Below are 16,908 nucleotides of genomic sequence, written 5' to 3' on the forward strand. Positions count from 1 at the left end.
ACCCTTTATGTCGCTACACGACCTTTAGACCCAATACGACGCATTTTAAGAGAGGGAGTTCGTGTTTCACAGTAAAGAATAGTACTTGCAACGACTGCAGCAGGCATGACTAAAATATTAATGATCGGTATAAGGCTTGCGAGATTAATAGAGCATCCTAATCCTAATGATCGCATTTTATTATGGGTAACTTCCTGCCGCATTTCTTTAAAACCCACTAAATTATTATCCATAGCAAAATCTTGATATTGAATACTTAACATCCATGCATTAAAAATAAACCATAACAAAGGATAAATTGGTTGTAATAAAGGGACAAAAAATAAAATACCAACCCCAAAAAAACGAGGGAGGAAATAGCCAAGAAATTCCATTTGACGTTTCAAACTGCGAAGAATCATTTTATATAAGGGTATTATTGGAATAACACTTCCATAAAGTAGGTGTTGTGTTTTCTCAGCCAATATGCCGTTTAAAGGAGCTGCTATTACATTAAAGACTGCAGTAAACAGAGATAGAAACATTAAGAAAAAACCAAGGATAAAAATAATAAAAAATAAGGTACTTAGAAAACTTAACCAAGATGGCAATTGATTCAGATAATGATATGAATAAGGAAGTAAATAATGATAGATTAAGTAAAAGAGCCCAGCGAACATTAAAAAATTCAGTACTAAGGGCAATATAATAAAACGCTTTAATCCTTGAGTAAAAAGGAGACGAATTCCTCGTAACAAATAAAATGCACCCTGCCAAAAATGCTTCATTCTTACCCTTAATATTTGTAAATTTTAGAGCAACCCACGTTAAATAGAACTACAAACTCTCTTTGTAACATCCTTGTTACAATTCAAAAACATCTTGTTATATTCCTGTTACATTCATTATTTAGACTGGGCATCGGATAATAATTGAAGAGGTATAAGAAATGATTATAAAAAAAATAGTGCTGTTGGGGGTCATAAGCGTAGCCACATTTCTTTCCACTTCAGCATTTGCTGATCATCATTTTCATCGCCATCATCCACGATTTAAATTTTTTCCTCACCACCATCGCCATCATCAAAAATCATGGAGAAACATTCACCGATGGACGCCACCTGGAAATTATATTGTAGTACCAAACAGAACTCCATATTCATACTATCATCATCATTACTAAAACTTGTTGACAATTTCATGCTACACCCCAAATTCTCGCGCGTTATATGCGCGGGAATCCAGTTTCAAATAAAAACAACTCGATATAAATCAACGCATTTCTTTGAAAAAATCTAAATATTTTTTGTGAATAAGCTATTTGTAATTCATAAAAAATAATAAAATTTCTTTTATTAGGGAGTGTCATAAAGCGCCGTACGTAGTTCAGGTATGCAAAAGTCAACCACCCCATTGTAAAAATTATTAGGATTTTGATGAAAATTTTTATACAAGTATGTATTTTTTTCCTGATCTTATCTGCTGGTATTTATTCTTTTCTAGCTCTATATATTATACGAAATGCCGAAAAAGATGAAAAAAAGCATGCCGATGTCATTTTAGTTCTTAGTACTAAAGCGTACCATGGCAATAAATACAATCCTTGCCTTGTAGCTCGTGTACAACATGCAGTTAATTTATATAAAACAGACTATGCACCTAAACTTCTTTTTTCAGGGGGAGGAAATATAATCAATGGAAAAAATGAAGCACAAGTAATGAAAGAAATTGCCTTACTATTAGGAGTTGCAGAAGAAGACATTCTGCTTGAATCTGCATCGATCTCTACATACGAAAATCTTTTATTCTCTGAAAAGATAGTAACAGCAAAACAGTTTAATTCCATTATTTTAGTGACTGAACCGTTTCACTCCCCAAGAGCCATTCTTGTAGCACAAAAAATTGGACTGCCAGTTTCTAGTTCTCCAGCAATACAAAGCATTTGTTGGCAAAATAGCAAGTATTTCTCCTCATACTTTCTTAGAGAGCCTCTTGCAATTATTTATTATAAAATGAAAAATCAATTATGATATAACAGAATCATAAACAATAAACCAATAAACCTAGAAAAAGCAAACTGAACTTTTCATTGACCTTAAATTAGTGCATAGGTATAGTTCCGTACCATTTAGGCAACCTTATTGGTTATTGTGTCTTCCTATTCTGCTCCTAAAAAAACTATAAATAAGTCGCATAAATGGACGTACCTTTTATCATTCGTCAGAAAATTACCGTTTAACGATCCGAAATAAAGCAAACACATCATGTCAAAATTCAAATAGATTTTTCTCATTCAAGATTACAAGAACCAGGTCACTTCACTTCTGAGGTATGCAGAATAAACTACTCAATTAACGTGAGTTCGATATAAAAGATCCAATAGAATAGCGCTACACGAACGTTACTTCAAATAAAGCAAGAGTCCCAAATTACGAGACCCTTGCCTCCCTAAGTTAAAAAATAAGTAGCTCTTAAGTCACTTATTTGCTCTTAGTACACGTTTCAGAACCAAGCTTGTTGTCTGATTGTAACGTCCAATTGGCTTGTAATGAGCCATCTGACTTCAACTCAAACAATTCAATTCCAATTGCATCAGGTTTTTTAGGATCCCAAAATGAAACTGAAATAGCATTAGGTAAACTTCCTACCATAACCCCAGTACCATAAAGAATAGGGTCCCCATTACTATCATTCCACTCAAAAGTATAAGTATCATTTCCCTTGGTTACTGAAAGAGAAGGGGCAGTTGTATTATTAGAAGAGTCTACTCGTTGGCATTGATAATCACCTTCAGCATTAGGAGTCGCTGTAGTACTTGAATTCGTTGCGGGAGTACTACTACTGGTTGATGTATTAAGATTATCCGAAGTGCTTGTAGTATCTGCGTAGGTTGTTAGGGTAGATAGAGATAATGCAGTAACTAAAACACTTTTCATTACAATTTTCATAATAAATTCCTTTTTTTCATATCTTATCTAGGAGCATCTTCGTTATTTAACGTCAGTTCGATATAAAAAATAAAGTGATTTTTATATCGAACCGCTTTTATTGAGAACTCACGTTATTTAGCTTTAGTGCACGTCTCGGTGCCCCCTTTATCTTTATTGCTTTCTGAAAAATAGCCATCTAAAGAGCCATCCGGTTTAATATTAAAAATTTGAACTGTAGTCACTGTTGGAGATTTGGGCTGCCAAAATATATAGCCAATAGCATTATCCATATTTTTATTCATTACGCCCTTGCCAATATAATATGGAAATACATTACCTGTAGGAATTCCTGAAATTTTGTATACATCTCCATTTTTTTTAAAAACGATAGTCTCTGTTCCATCATTAGGAGTAGAAGAAGGATCATGATAGGAACATTTATACGATCCAGAAATGTCAGGTACATCTGAATATACACTCGTTGAGGCAGCAAAAATACCAACCATGGTTGCTAACGAAATCTTACTTATAACTCTCATAAGAACTCCTTTTTCTTATCATTATTCAAATCCATACGCTGTAGTAAATAACGTGAGCTCGACATAAAAGGTTAGAAATGCCTTTTCTGTCGCTAAACGAACGTTATCCCGTAAAGCTTGTCCTCAGCGAAAGCGGGGATGCGCAGCATTTATATGGGATCTAGGTTCTAAATAAAAACAGTTCGATATAAAAAATCACTTTATTTTTTATATCGAACTCACGTTAAATATATGTTACGCCATATAGAAAAGCAAATTTCTCTACTTTCTTAGCTCACTAAAATGTTGATGAAACACTGAATTTCTTCTCTTGTTCTTCTAGTGACTCAATCAACTCCTTCAAGCGTCCTTGGTTTAAAGCCATCTTTTCAAAAAAACCTACATGCACAGGCCGACCACGAATAGAGTTTTTCCATTTTTCCGCTGCCTGACATTTTGTCTCCCCAGAAAGGGATAAAAAAGAATGTTTGGGACGAGGATCCTCGTGGCGTTGTTTAATATAGTTCTCTAAAGAAAATAGAGCGATTGCATTATGAACCAGCTTTGCTTCTTTGCTGGTCAGAGTCCGTATCTGTTTTTGAGCTGCAGCTGTAAAATCTAAAGCTGCGGTGTACGATTTATCTTTTTGAGTATCAAAATCAAGTTCTAATAGCTGCAGCGTTTCATCTAATAAAGTATCATTGTCTTTAGTCGGTTCCACTCTACTTTTCTGAATAAAAGGATAAATCCATCGACACTCGTTAGTCATATGAAGAAAATCCCCTCGTCGATTGGGAATTAAATGAGCAACAAGAGATAATGCATCAATCACTTTTAGAGATCGAGTATCTATATAATCTTCCTTATCATGAAAAAACGTAAGGCAATCTGCTGTTTTTTGAGTAAGTGTTTTGAAAAGTGCGAGTTCAGAACGTCGCTCTTCATCAGTGGTATGGTGACGAAAATAAATCAGATAAGGGATTAAATGAAGTTGCGCAACGGTACAATGTTTATAAATTAAATAAAAACTGGCTTGCAGTAAAAAAAGTATTTCTTTTAACTTCTGAGTTTCTTGTGGTCGTTTTGCAGAAAAACACTCATTCAAACGTAAAAGTGGATAGTTATTATCAAGCTCATCCATCCGTGCATAACCCGACATACGACTTGCACAAATCAATAAAGAGATAAGTTCGGTACTATTTAATACATTATCAGGAACGTTGTCATAGCGATTTTTTAATTCTCGAAATAAAATAGGATGATGAACGTCTCTCTCTAACAAACCTGCTTTAACCAATTGTTTTTGAAATGCAAGCAACGGAAGAACAAGAGTATCATTCTGCCAGTGCTCATGAGGTAAAAATTGAATGCTCCGGCTCCAAAATTCATTGATTGTTTTTTGAACATCAGACATCATCTCAGATGGAACATCATTTTCTTTATCATATATTTGCGCTATTTCTTTTAAACGTGTGACGAATCTCATGACTTTATTGGAATTTTTTTCCAAGGCAATTTTGTCTTCTAATTCATCAACCAGCCTTTTAAATTCGCTGACCTTCATCCTTTCACTCCATGTCAGATATGATAGTTAAGAGAAAAATATATGAGCTAAAACCTATGTATCCAGTAGGATTTATTTAACAAAAAAATCAATTAATTAACATTTTATCCAAACATATAACAGAATATTTATTTTAAATCTATAGCTGTGGGTGTCGAAAACTACAGAATTAACCTCAGCTCGATATAAAAAAATTATTTCTTATATCGAGCTGCTTTTATTTAGAAATAGATTCAGATCCTAAAAGCGAGCAGAAAAAACCATCGCTCTAGACGAAGTGTATTTCAACAATTATTATGGCTATACCCTTCTCTTTTTATAAATGATTAGGATCTGTTTACAATTCGCCCCTATTTCGTTTAAAGGACATGTACACCAATGTTTGATTTCACTGGAAGTTATACAGACCAATATCAACTCACTATGGCCCAAGTTTATTTTTTAAAAGGTCATGAAAACGCTACTGCAATTTTTGATTATTTTTTCAGAAAACTTCCACTCGGATCGGGATATGCAATTTTTGCCGGACTTACCGACTTTCTTAAAATACTAGAAAATTATCATTTTAATGAACGAGACATTTATTTTTTAAAAAGCAACGGAATGCATCCTAAGTTTCTTGATTATTTAAAGAATTTTCGTTTTCAAGGAACCATCTATGCTTCTTATGAAGGGGATTTAGTTTTTCCTACTCGTCCTGTAGTTTCTATAGAAGCCAATATTATTGAAGCTCAATTGATTGAAACCATTCTTTTAAATTTATTAAATTTTCAAACTCTTATCGCAACAAAAGCAAGTCGGATTCGACAAGTTGCAGGACAATGTCAGTTAATTGATTTTGGTTTGCGGCGAGCTCAAGGTCCCGGTGGCTATTATGCGAGCCGGGCTGCTATCCTTGGTGGCTTCGATTCTACGAGTAATGTACGTGTGGGACGTGATTATAATATTCCTATTTCAGGAACCATGGCTCATTCATTTATACAAAGTTATGACTGTGAACTATCCGCATTTCGTGATTTTGCTGAGATCTGGCCTGATAATTGTACACTACTCGTTGATACTTACAGCACTTTAGAAAGTGGTATTCCTAATGCAATTCGTGTAGGTAAAGAAATGGAACAACGTGGACAGCGTTTACAAGGGATACGATTAGATAGTGGTGACTTAGAAGACTTGGCTAAAAAATCTCGTCAAATGCTTAATGATGCAGGATTACATTATGTAAAAATTATCGCATCCAACCAGCTTGATGAAGAAAGAATAAAAAATCTTCGGGAACAAAATGCTCCTATCGACGCTTTTGGTGTAGGAACAAGTTTGGTTATAGGGGCACCAGATGCTGCTTTAGATGGGGTATACAAATTAGCTTTTATGGATGAAAAGCCACGAATTAAATTGTCAGAATCGATAAGTAAAATCACTTTACCTTACAAAAAACAAGTGTACAGACTATTGAATGACGATACTTTTTTAGGGGGAGACGTTGTTGCTCTAATGAATGAAACGGATTTAGGAAGCATTCACTCTCCTTTTAAACGCGAAACATTATTCGCTTTTAAACAGTATCAGCAAGAGCCATTACTTCATAAAGTCATGGAAAAGGGTAAATGCTTATTGCCCTTAAAAACGCTTCAAGAAATTGCGGAATACAGCAGTAAACGGTTACAAAAACTCCCTGAAGAATTCAAACGATTTGAAAACCCAAGCAATTATCAAGTGGGCTTAAGCAATCAATTGAATAAAAAGCGGAATCAATTAATTAAAGAATATAAAAAATAATCTATGAAAAAAATAAATAAGACTTTAATTATTACTGATGTGCAAAATGATTTTATGCCTGGTGGCCCACTTGCAGTATTACATGGAGACTCCATTATTCCTATCATTAATCAAGTACTTCCTAAATTTGACTTAATTGTTGCTACTCAAGACTGGCATCCTCAAAATCATAAAAGCTTTGCCTCCAATCATCCCGGTAAAAAACCTTTTGATAACATCATGTTGCATGGAGTAGAACAAATACTATGGCCTAACCACTGTATCCAAGGAACTTTTGGTGCAGAATTGCATCCTATGCTTGAAATAAAACCTATAGAAGCGATTTTTCGTAAAGGTATGAATCCTGAAGTAGATAGTTATAGTGTTTTTTACGACAACCAACATCAAATAAATACAGGATTAGTAGATTATCTTCATGGAAAAGGTGCCAAAGAACTTTATTTTTGTGGTTTATGTGCAGATATTTGTGTTTATTTTTCAATAAAAGATGCGCTTCATGAGGGTTTTAAATGCTATTTAATTGACGATGCTACTATGCCTCTTAACCAAAATAGCTTTAAAAAAATTAAAGCAGAACTTATTCATAGTGGTGTTACACTATTAAAGAGCAATGACATTTTACCTTGAATAATCCCCAAGAAAGCAGTTGACCTCTATTACGAAATCCAACTGCTTTTTTTAGGATAATAAGATGGCTCATAGTAAAACAGGAAAATCTGATGGAAATTCAGCACATTAAAAATGAAGTAAAACTCTTTTTACTCAAATCTTTTAGAATTAAGGATATTGGTTATTCAGATAATATTTTTGATACAGGCGCAATGCACTCTTTATTTTTTATTCAATTGTTAGTTTTTATAGAGAAGAAATATAAAATTGATCTTGAGGTCGGTGAATTTGATCCAAATCAGTTAACGAGTATTGATGCTATCGCGGGCTTTATTTCCAGTAAGCTATAATACTGTGATAAAGTTTGGCTCTATGAATAGTCAACTGCTTTTTTTAGGATACAGAGTGGGTGCAGGACATGAAACAAAAAAAACTTACTATTCTTGGTTCGGGTACAATGGGTTCAGGTATCGCACAACTTTTCGCGCAATGCGGATTTTTTGTCACCTTGATTGATAATCGCCAATCTCAATTAGATAAGGCAAAAACCACCATAGAAAAAAATTTACACTATCTCGTATTAATTCAAAATTTACCATCGAAACATTCTATTGAACCAATATTGGCATCAATTTCTTTTACAACAAAACTAGATGCACTCAAGCAATCCGAATACATCATTGAAAATATCCCTGAAAATTGGGAACAAAAAAAAACCTTATATCAGGAATTAAATGAACAATGCAGCTCAACCTGTATTTTTGGAGTAAACACATCCTCCATATCCATTACTAAAATAGCATCGCTCGTTGAGCACCCTCAACGCGTTATAGGTGTTCACTTTATGAACCCAGCACCAATAATGCCTATGGTAGAGGTAATTAAAGGATATCACACTGACGAATCAACAATAGAAAAAACCAGATCGTTACTTGATCAAGTACATAAAAAAATGATCGTAGTTAAAGATTCTGTTGGTTTTGTGAGCAATCGTGCAATGATGATTTTTATTAATGAAGCCATTTTTATGATCCAAGAAAACATTGCATCAATCGAAGACATCGATATTCTATTTAAGCAATGTTTTGGGCATAAAATGGGACCGCTGCATACTGCAGATTTAATTGGTTTAGATACGGTTCTCTATTCTTTAGAAACAATATATTCAGAGCTAAACGATCCGAAGTATAGGCCATGCTGGTTATTAAAAAATATGGTAGATGCAGGGCTTCTTGGACAAAAAACTAAAAAAGGATTTTATCAATATGAATAAGGAGAAGAATTTTGCCCAATTACCAACCTCGATATCTGAAACAACAACGATTCTTTAATCGATTCATAGAACATAATCTTCACCCCCATGCGAAAACTTTTGATAAAGAACAAAACATTCCGCGTCATTTTTTTTATACATTAGCCCAAAATGGTTTTTTAGGTGCTTGCATTCCTAAACGATTTGGTGGACAACAATGGGATGAATTGACTATTGGCATCATGCATGAATCATTTGCAAAAGAGCTTTGTTCCATGGCAAATATTTTAACAGTATTGGGCATGGTCAGTAAGTCACTCGTACAATTTGGTTCGGAAGTACAGAAACAAACCTGGTTACCCCGGATTGCATCAGGAGTAACCTTAGCTGCATTAGCTTTAACCGAACCTAATATTGGTAGTGATTTGGAACATGTTGAAACTCAGTTGTTGGATACAAATGGTGAATTTATTCTAACAGGAAGTAAAAAATACATTACCCTAGGACAAATTGCTGATTTGTTTTTAGTTTTAGCAAACTGCCAAGGACAACCAACTGCGATTTTAGTTGAAAAAAACACTCCAGGCTTAATTATTTCACCGATACCTAATTTTTTAGGTCTACGCTCTAATATGCTGGCAGAAATTTTTTTTGATAATTGCCGCATCCCTAAAACAAATCTATTAGGTAGTATTGGTATGGGTTTATCCTATGTTATTCAAGCGGCTTTAGACGAAGGACGCTATACAACAGCGTATGGATGTGTTGGTTTAGGACAAGCTTGCTTGGATGCAGTCCGCGATTACGCTCAAGAAAGAAAACAATTCGATCGTACCTTAGATGAGCATCAGTTAATTCAAAAAATGATAACTGAAATGGTTGTTCAGGTTAAAGCGGCCCGAGAATTGTGTTTTTATGCGGGAGAGCTTAGACAGCAAAAAAATCCAGCCTACATTGCTGAAACATTAGTGGCGAAATACGTTGCTTCAAAAATGGTTGTTTTTGTCTCTAATCATGCATTGCAAATATTTGGTGCAGCTGGCTTTAATGACACTTATCCTGTTGAACGATATTATAGAGATGCTAAAGTAATGGAGATCATCGAAGGAACCTCACAAATACACGAAATTCTCATTTCAAAGCTTTGCATCAATTAATAGAGAGTGTTTTTACAAAATGAAGTCATCTGATCAGTTCACAACAATTTGCTCCTTATTCGAAGAACAGGTAAAGCAATATCCAGAAAATACTGCTATTTATCTGGAGGATCGTCAAATTTCATATGATGCTTTTAATAAAAAAGCCAATCAATATGCAAGATATCTGCGCAGAAAAGGTCTGCCATTAAATGGAATTGTCGGCATTCAACTCATGCGTTCTTTTGAAATGCTTATGGCAATCTTTGCGGTCTTAAAGGCAGGAGGTGCCTATTTACCGTTGGATCCTCTAGCCCCTGCAATTAGAAATCAAACTATCCTCGAAGAGAGTCAAATAAAATTTCTAATTGTTGAAGATAATACATTATTGACAGCAAAATCGGGGTTAAATGATAAAGATAATCTTCAAATATTAAGCATCTGTGAAAATGTAAGCCATGAAAAATGCCATAATTTAAATGTGATCCGAGAAAAACAAGATTTAGCCTATGTGATGTATACATCAGGTACTACAGGAACACCTAAAGGGGTCATGATTTCACACCAGGCCCTAGTGAATCGAATTCTATGGATGCAAAACACTTTTCCATTACAAAGACACGACGTTGTATTTCATAAAACACACCCTTGTTTTGACATTTCTGTTTGGGAAACCTGTTGGTGGTCTGTTGTGGGAGCCGGGGTAGCTCTGTTACCACCTAGAAAAGAACATGATATTAAATTATTTATTCGTATGATTGAACAATATCAGTTGAACGTTATTCATTTTGTACCTTCTGTATTACGTATATTTTTAAATTATATCGAACAAGATTTTTCGTTGAGTCGCTTAAGATCTTTAAAGTATGTGTTTGCCAGTGGAGAGGCACTAGACGCGAGAAGCGTGAATTTATTTAATAAGCTATTTCAAGATCAAGAAGCATTATTGGTCAATTTATACGGTCCCACAGAAGCCACAATAGATGTTTCTTATTTTATTTGTGAAAAACACAAGCATTATCGCACTATTCCAATTGGAAAGCCCATCCAGAATATTCAACTTTTCGTGTTAGATGAACAGCTTCATTCAACCGGCTTTGAACCCGGAGAACTATTCATTTCTGGAGTTGGATTAGCTCAAGGTTATTTAAATAATTCAGCGCTTACTCAGACATCGTTTATAGACAATCCTTATCTTCCAGGAGAAAAAATGTATCGTACTGGAGATATAGTCTGTTGGAATAAGAAGAATGAATTAGTATTTTTAGGTCGCAAAGATGATCAGATAAAACTGCATGGTATACGTATTGAATTAGGAGAAATACACTATCATTTATTAGAACATCCCAATATTCAAGATGCAGTCGTTATCTGTGAAAAGGTGGATTTTCTTGATCATAGGATAGTCGCATTCTTAATTGCTAATGACCAACAAGTAGCGCTTAGCAGTGCTGAACTTAAATCATTTTTAAAAACTAGGATTCCAGATTATATGATTCCGGAGCATTACATATGGTTAAGTGCATTGCCTATAAAAGAAAATGGAAAAATAGATAAAGAGAAACTATTGAGTTTCATTTAGTCTAAGTAACCTCTAAGAAATGAGCGGGGTTGAATTAAATTAAAGAAAATGGCTTATACTTAAAATTAAAAGAGAGTTGCTGCAATAGAACATGTTCTCTGCATGAAATTGACAGAGAATGAGTATGCAACAAACACATCTTATGGCAATTGTTTTCAAATGGGTAAATTCAGACTGTTACTCACTTATATGCCATCTAGTTAGTGTCCATTAAATTGTTAGCACGATCAAAGAAATGGAGCCTTGAAATAATGAATGTAAATAACCACGCACACAAAGTTGCTATTGTAGGTATGGCTGTAAAATTTCCTGGAGCCAATGATCTTGATGAGTATTGGGATCTATTGAGGTCTGGAAAAGAAGCTGTAAGTAAATTTTCCGCAGAACAATTACAACGATCAGGTATTTCAGAACAATTAATCGCTGATCCCAATTACAAACCATACAGAGGAATATTAGATGACTTAGAATCATTTGATAGTCCTCCGTTTAAAAGTACCACCAAAAATTTTGAATTGTTAGGCGTTCAAGGCAAGGTTATGTCACATTTAACTTATCGTGCTTTGAGTACCATGAGAAGCCAGGTAAATAATGCAAATAACTTCATTAAAAATACGGCTGTGTATATTGGCGCAAATAATCAACCCGCTTCTCATTTCTTTGGAGCAGCGTACTACCAAGCTATTGATACTCAAAAAGCGATAGAAAGATATTATTCAAAAGTAATCGCACCTTATATTTCTTATCAATTTGGATTTCAAGGAAGTTCTATTGATTTATATACGGCGTGTTCCTCTTCTTTGACAGCGGTGATACAAAGTTGTCGAGAGTTAAATAGTTATCAATGTGATATGGCAATTGCAGGTGCGTGCTTAATCGATTTGCCTCAAGAAGTAGGATATGTGTATGAAGAGAACGGATTATTTTCTTCTGACGGCCATTGCCATTCTTTTGATGCTTCAGCATGCGGCACTTTATACTCAAATGGTGCTGGGGTGGTTGTTTTAAAACGACTTGAAGATGCAATTGCAGATAATGACCTAATCCACGCTGTTATTATCGGGGCTGCTATGAATAACGATGGTAATTCTTCAAAAGAAGGATTTATGGCCCCCGGGATTCATGGCCAATATAGTTGCTTGCAATCCGCCTGGAAAAATGCAGCTATTGAGCCAGGTGATCTTGATTATATTGCAGCCCATGGCGCCTCAACCAAATTAGGTGATGCAACCGAAATATATGCACTAAAAAAAGCATTCAAAGACGTTACCAAAACAAATCGTTGTCCAATAAGCTCCGTAATAAGTAATTTAGGTCATACGGGTATTGTATCCGGGATGGCCTCAATCATCAAAACCGTACTTATGCTCAAAAATAAAGCTATTGTCCCTTCAATTAACTTTGAAACTCCGAACCCAGATTTTATGTTGGACGACTCGCCTCTATATATTGCCACTCAATTTCAAGATTTTCCTGAACTAAAAAAACACTATTTAGCTGGTGTTTCTAGCTATGGTGCAGGTGGAAGTAACACCCATCTTGTTTTGCGCAGCTATGATGAAAACTAACGTCTGACAAACGTTCACAGAGTTTGTATATTCGGTCATTGCAAGCCTGGAAAATTTGAACTGTCATTATTTTACTAATCGATAAACAGCAGTTTGGCCTGCGAATAAAGAGTCTAGAGGGTGATGGACTTCTCAATACCGTCGCCTTCCGCAAAAGCAGAAGGTCTAAAAGTAACAAAGCTTGCTCTAACTTCACCTTGCAGTCATACCCTATTAGACCCCCTGCTTGCGCAGAGGGTGACGGACTTCTCAATACCGTCGCCTTCCACAAAAGCAGAAGGTCTAAAAGTAACAAAATTTTGCTCTAAACTTCACCTTGCAGCCATACGCTATTAGACAACCTCTTGATCATATCTCATCAAGAGACAGTTGCGAGCAACCAGGCTTGATTTTCTTTTTGTTTTTCAACAAAAACATTTTGGCTCATCTAATAGCCGTTTAAAAGGGAGGATGAATCCATATCATTGCTTACGAATTCGACTTCAAGGGTATAAAACGATTGAGTTTACCCGAATACAAATATTTAATTTCAGGTACTTCAATGATCGTCACTGTGGCATTATGAAAACCTACTTTGCTTAATCGTAAACGTATATTCTCTTGCAATTGGAGCTTATTTATAAAACCAGTGGTTACAACCCTAATATTAACCCCATCTATTGTTTGTTCGACCTGATATTCTTGAATATTTTTTTCGGTCAAAAGCGCTCCTAAGAAAAGTGAATGATGTACAAAAATATTGCCAGGATAATTAAAGTCACATCCAGGTCGACCTTTAGGTGCTTTTATAAGCTGGTGTTGGATGCCACAATCACAGGTTTTATTTAAAAATAAAATCTCATCTGAATTTTCATAGCGAATTAGTGGCAAAGTATAATTATACAAATTAGTTATATATACTTTGGAAGCCATAATTCCTTTCCCAACAGGGCGATTTTGTTCATCCAGAGGTTCAACAATGCATTGATCATCATTCAAATGCATCTCATCTGTATTTGCGCGACAATTTAACCCCACCATTCCCTCAGTACAGCCGAATACATTAAAAATATCCACGTTAGGCCAAGTTTCTTTAATTAAATCCAGGGTTTGTTCAAAAAGGGGTTCCCCACCAACAAAAATAAACTTAGGTTCAATTTTTATTTGCCCTTTTTGAATGAGTTGACATACTTTGTGAATATAGGAAGGAGAAGCGGTTAAGATATCAGGCATAATTTGATTGAGACGAGTAATGACTACATTTAATGGTGTTATAGCCATAGGCAGAAAATACATATTTTCATTGTATCGCTCAAAGGTTTTTGCTAAAGAATAAGCTGCAATTGCTGTGTTTGTTACAAACAAGCTAACAATTTTTGAATTGGCATTTAGTTTTGTAGTTACCATTTGCGTGCGTTCATAATTGTAGAGTGGATAGCGGATAAATGCAGTGCGAAATGTAATCCACTCATCCCAATCATAAATAAATACACCTCGTTTCCCACTACTTCCTCCAGTGGACACGACCTGATAATGGGAGAACAGATACAATGTGTCGATCTTATCATTTTTTTTACTCAGATGTTTTTCAATCAAAGCTAATGAAAGCTTAGGATTGGTGACAATTGCATCCCAATTTTCCATTAAAATGGTTTTATTTATAGTAGGAAGCTCCTCTAGTCGTTCTTTGGTAAAGTTCTCTATGTTGATTTTTGCTAGCGTTTTTTTATACCAAGGAGATTTTGATTTTGCATGCAGTAATAATGCTCTTAGTCTTTGATTGATTAGGTCTTCTAGTATTTCTTTGGAATAGTAGACGGCTTCTTGATGCTTTTGAAACTGTTTCTCGTAATCGTGAATGTGGTGCGCTATTAATTCAACTGGGGATATTGACCTATTATTCCTCTCATTGATTTGAGGAACCAAATGATTGAGTCTATTTATTAAAAAGCGTAAAAAAGACATATAATCACCTTTTGAGGTATATGATCCTAGTATAACGTGAATTCGATATAACTGTTTAAAAATTAATCTAAAAAAGATAATTCTAGAAAAATCAGTTGGGTCTGTAGCGAGCGAGTAACGTTCTGAAGATGCCTATTCGTTTATTCCTATATCCTTTTTGCATAGATCATATGATGATTAAAACCCAGATCCGCTAAAATTGGATTTCTATCGACTAAAGTGAGATAACCTTGTTTTTGTAAGTACAAATTAAGTTTTTCAACTCGATGTTCAATATCATGAATTTCAATACTTAACTGTTTAATTATAGAAAATTGCTCGGGTTTAATACTCTCTATAACCTCTACTTCAGCCCCCTCAACATCCACTTTTAAAAAATCAATATGATCTATATGATGTTGTTCGATAAAACGTCCTAACGAAGTCAACCTACATTTAACTTTAGTTTCTACTGTTTGCTTTCTATAGTTTCTTTTAATTAGGTAATTCCGTAAAAAGGGAAAAAACTTTAACTGATAATAGAGAAATTTATTTTGCCAAGGGAGTAGCTTTAATAAAGTATTATAATCCAATAAAGGTTGAAAATTTGAAATAATCTTATCTTGGGGTCTGTAAGTTGCGGTACCTACACTTTTTCCAAATAGAGTAAACTCAACGTCACAATCATAATCAACATGACTGATCCCTGTATTGTATAGGTGTATCTTATGCTTAAAACGCTCTAAATTTTTTTGCAAGCAAGAAAAAGTCATCGGAATAGGCTCAAAACAGTAGATCTCAGCATCATAATTACAATGTTGCAGGGCAAATAATGAAAAAATACCAATATTTGCCCCTACATCAACAATGATTGACCCAGGGTTTAAACTAAGAAAATCAAGCAAATAAGTATTTTGTGAAAAAACTTCATAGATTAATCCCTGAGTTTCCAGTTCATTTAAAAAATACAGATCTCCGATCACAAATTTTTTATGCGATATCTCAGGAAACATCACTATCCTCCTTATCATAAGGATACTTGGTCATTCCAGCTAAAATTAATCGCTCTCCAACATGAGGTGTTTTTCCATGCAGACAGGAATAATTATCGATAACCATAAGATCTCCTGGTTGCCAGGAAATTAAATGCGTATTTTTTTGAATGGCTTCAGCAATTAACAAAGATTCTTGTTTTGAAAAAGACGTACCATCTCCATAAAAAATCAAATAAGGATGGAAGTTATTTCGCAATAAAATAAAAGAAACAATCGGGTTTTTAATGATTGAATTAACATAATCACTAATACCATTACAATAATGAGTAAGCTGATTGGATTGATTGAACCATACTAATTCACCTGTTAGAGGATGCTTTCTACTGGCAGGAAGAAATACCTCTGTTACTAAATCATTTCCTTTCCATTTAAATTGTTGTTTCGTTTGCTGAAGTATCGTTTCAACCTTATTTTTTTCATGGGTATTAAATTCTTCCATCCATGTCTTAAATACAGGCGCTACGCCCAGTGATTGAATGATTTTATATTTTATTCCATAACTGTAAAAATGTCGGCGATATAAAACACCTTTTGACTGTAGTTTTTGTTGTAAAAATTCTGGAAGAGAAAGCCAAATTTGATGTCCATCAGCAAGCGAAGTACATCCTCCTTGTTCAGCCGCTTTAATGCAGTTAAAAAAAATATGAGTGGGAAACTCAGCGCTATAGGACTTTTCATTATGTAATGCAATAGGATAACTTGCAGGATAATTTGATGAAGTAGATATACCCTCTTGAATTTTTGTTCTTGGAACAGGACAAAAGTCATAATTATAATTTGCTCCTAAATCACAGGCTTGAATAGCCTTACTAAAGTGATCAGGGGTATTAATATTAAATCCACGAAAAATAATGGCATGATAATGAAGCAAATGCTCTTTGAATAAAGTATTTTCTTCTTTAAGAAACTGCACTAAACAGTTAATGTCTGCTGGTTTATCAGTTGTAGGTTGTATCATTAATGGTAATTTTTGCTTATTTAAAAAAGTATAACGGGGCTGATTATGCATCATA

16 protein-coding genes are annotated in these 16,908 nt (G+C 34.6%); 8 read left to right on the plus strand and 8 right to left on the minus strand.

Features of this window, described 5'->3' with window-relative positions; genetic code table 11:
• Nucleotides 1-5 precede the first annotated feature (5 nt).
• Both cysZ and Lgra_RS18285 read right to left on the minus strand, forming a co-directional pair.
• On the minus strand, nucleotides 6-767 hold the full coding sequence (gene cysZ, locus Lgra_RS09350) for a sulfate transporter CysZ (protein WP_058498985.1): 762 nt from the start codon (nucleotides 765-767) through the stop codon (nucleotides 6-8).
• Between the two features lie 264 nt (nucleotides 768-1,031).
• Nucleotides 1,032-1,181 (minus strand): hypothetical protein, encoded by a 150-nt coding sequence (locus tag Lgra_RS18285; RefSeq protein ID WP_157068265.1) that lies wholly within the window; start codon nucleotides 1,179-1,181, stop codon nucleotides 1,032-1,034.
• A 234-nt stretch (nucleotides 1,182-1,415) separates the two neighbouring features.
• On the opposite strand from Lgra_RS18285, the gene Lgra_RS09355 reads away from it, so the two are divergent.
• Nucleotides 1,416-2,009, plus strand: coding sequence for a YdcF family protein (locus Lgra_RS09355; protein ID WP_058498986.1), 594 nt, complete (start codon nucleotides 1,416-1,418; stop codon nucleotides 2,007-2,009).
• Between the two features lie 450 nt (nucleotides 2,010-2,459).
• Here the strand turns inward: Lgra_RS09355 and Lgra_RS09360 are convergent, their stop codons facing one another.
• From Lgra_RS09360 to Lgra_RS09370, 3 genes are all read right to left on the minus strand, one after another.
• A complete protein-coding gene (locus Lgra_RS09360) occupies nucleotides 2,460-2,927 on the minus strand; it encodes a hypothetical protein (RefSeq protein ID WP_058498987.1) in 468 nt (155 codons plus the stop codon).
• A gap of 113 nt (nucleotides 2,928-3,040) precedes the next feature.
• Complete coding sequence (locus Lgra_RS09365) at nucleotides 3,041-3,448, minus strand: hypothetical protein (protein WP_058498988.1); 408 nt, start codon at nucleotides 3,446-3,448, stop codon at nucleotides 3,041-3,043.
• A gap of 277 nt (nucleotides 3,449-3,725) precedes the next feature.
• Nucleotides 3,726-4,991, minus strand: coding sequence for a hypothetical protein (locus Lgra_RS09370; protein WP_058498989.1), 1,266 nt, complete (start codon nucleotides 4,989-4,991; stop codon nucleotides 3,726-3,728).
• A 378-nt stretch (nucleotides 4,992-5,369) separates the two neighbouring features.
• On the opposite strand from Lgra_RS09370, the gene Lgra_RS09375 reads away from it, so the two are divergent.
• From Lgra_RS09375 to Lgra_RS09405, 7 genes are all read left to right on the plus strand, one after another.
• Nucleotides 5,370-6,770 (plus strand): nicotinate phosphoribosyltransferase, encoded by a 1,401-nt coding sequence (locus tag Lgra_RS09375; RefSeq protein ID WP_058498990.1) that lies wholly within the window; start codon nucleotides 5,370-5,372, stop codon nucleotides 6,768-6,770.
• A 3-nt stretch (nucleotides 6,771-6,773) separates the two neighbouring features.
• Entirely contained in the window at nucleotides 6,774-7,397 is a 624-nt protein-coding gene (gene pncA / locus Lgra_RS09380) for a bifunctional nicotinamidase/pyrazinamidase (protein ID WP_058498991.1), read from the plus strand.
• Between the two features lie 92 nt (nucleotides 7,398-7,489).
• Nucleotides 7,490-7,729 carry an acyl carrier protein gene (locus Lgra_RS09385; RefSeq protein WP_058498992.1) on the plus strand — a complete coding sequence of 80 codons (240 nt, stop codon included), beginning with the start codon at nucleotides 7,490-7,492 and terminating at the stop codon, nucleotides 7,727-7,729.
• Nucleotides 7,730-7,797: 68 nt separating this feature from the next.
• Nucleotides 7,798-8,652 carry a 3-hydroxyacyl-CoA dehydrogenase family protein gene (locus Lgra_RS09390; protein ID WP_058498993.1) on the plus strand — a complete coding sequence of 285 codons (855 nt, stop codon included), beginning with the start codon at nucleotides 7,798-7,800 and terminating at the stop codon, nucleotides 8,650-8,652.
• Between the two features lie 11 nt (nucleotides 8,653-8,663).
• Nucleotides 8,664-9,788 (plus strand): acyl-CoA dehydrogenase family protein, encoded by a 1,125-nt coding sequence (locus tag Lgra_RS09395; RefSeq protein WP_058498994.1) that lies wholly within the window; start codon nucleotides 8,664-8,666, stop codon nucleotides 9,786-9,788.
• 19 nt (nucleotides 9,789-9,807) lie between these two features.
• The gene (locus Lgra_RS09400; protein WP_058498995.1) at nucleotides 9,808-11,349 is read left to right on the plus strand and encodes an amino acid adenylation domain-containing protein; all 1,542 of its coding nucleotides are present in this window, start codon (nucleotides 9,808-9,810) and stop codon (nucleotides 11,347-11,349) included.
• A gap of 251 nt (nucleotides 11,350-11,600) precedes the next feature.
• Nucleotides 11,601-12,917, plus strand: a complete 1,317-nt coding sequence (locus tag Lgra_RS09405; RefSeq protein ID WP_058498996.1) for a beta-ketoacyl synthase N-terminal-like domain-containing protein — start codon at nucleotides 11,601-11,603, stop codon at nucleotides 12,915-12,917.
• A 468-nt stretch (nucleotides 12,918-13,385) separates the two neighbouring features.
• Here the strand turns inward: Lgra_RS09405 and Lgra_RS09410 are convergent, their stop codons facing one another.
• The 3 genes from Lgra_RS09410 to Lgra_RS09420 all read right to left on the minus strand — a co-directional run bounded on the left by Lgra_RS09410 (nucleotide 13,386) and on the right by Lgra_RS09420 (nucleotide 16,907).
• Complete coding sequence (locus Lgra_RS09410) at nucleotides 13,386-14,861, minus strand: phenylacetate--CoA ligase family protein (protein ID WP_058498997.1); 1,476 nt, start codon at nucleotides 14,859-14,861, stop codon at nucleotides 13,386-13,388.
• Between the two features lie 146 nt (nucleotides 14,862-15,007).
• Nucleotides 15,008-15,853 (minus strand): FkbM family methyltransferase, encoded by an 846-nt coding sequence (locus tag Lgra_RS09415; protein WP_058498998.1) that lies wholly within the window; start codon nucleotides 15,851-15,853, stop codon nucleotides 15,008-15,010.
• A complete protein-coding gene (locus Lgra_RS09420; protein ID WP_058498999.1) occupies nucleotides 15,843-16,907 on the minus strand; it encodes a TauD/TfdA family dioxygenase in 1,065 nt (354 codons plus the stop codon). Before Lgra_RS09420 ends, Lgra_RS09415 begins: the two co-directional genes overlap by 11 nt.
• Nucleotide 16,908: the final 1 nt, after the last annotated feature.

Source organism: Legionella gratiana, from assembly GCF_001467695.1.
Classification (GTDB): Bacteria; Pseudomonadota; Gammaproteobacteria; order Legionellales; family Legionellaceae; genus Legionella; species Legionella gratiana.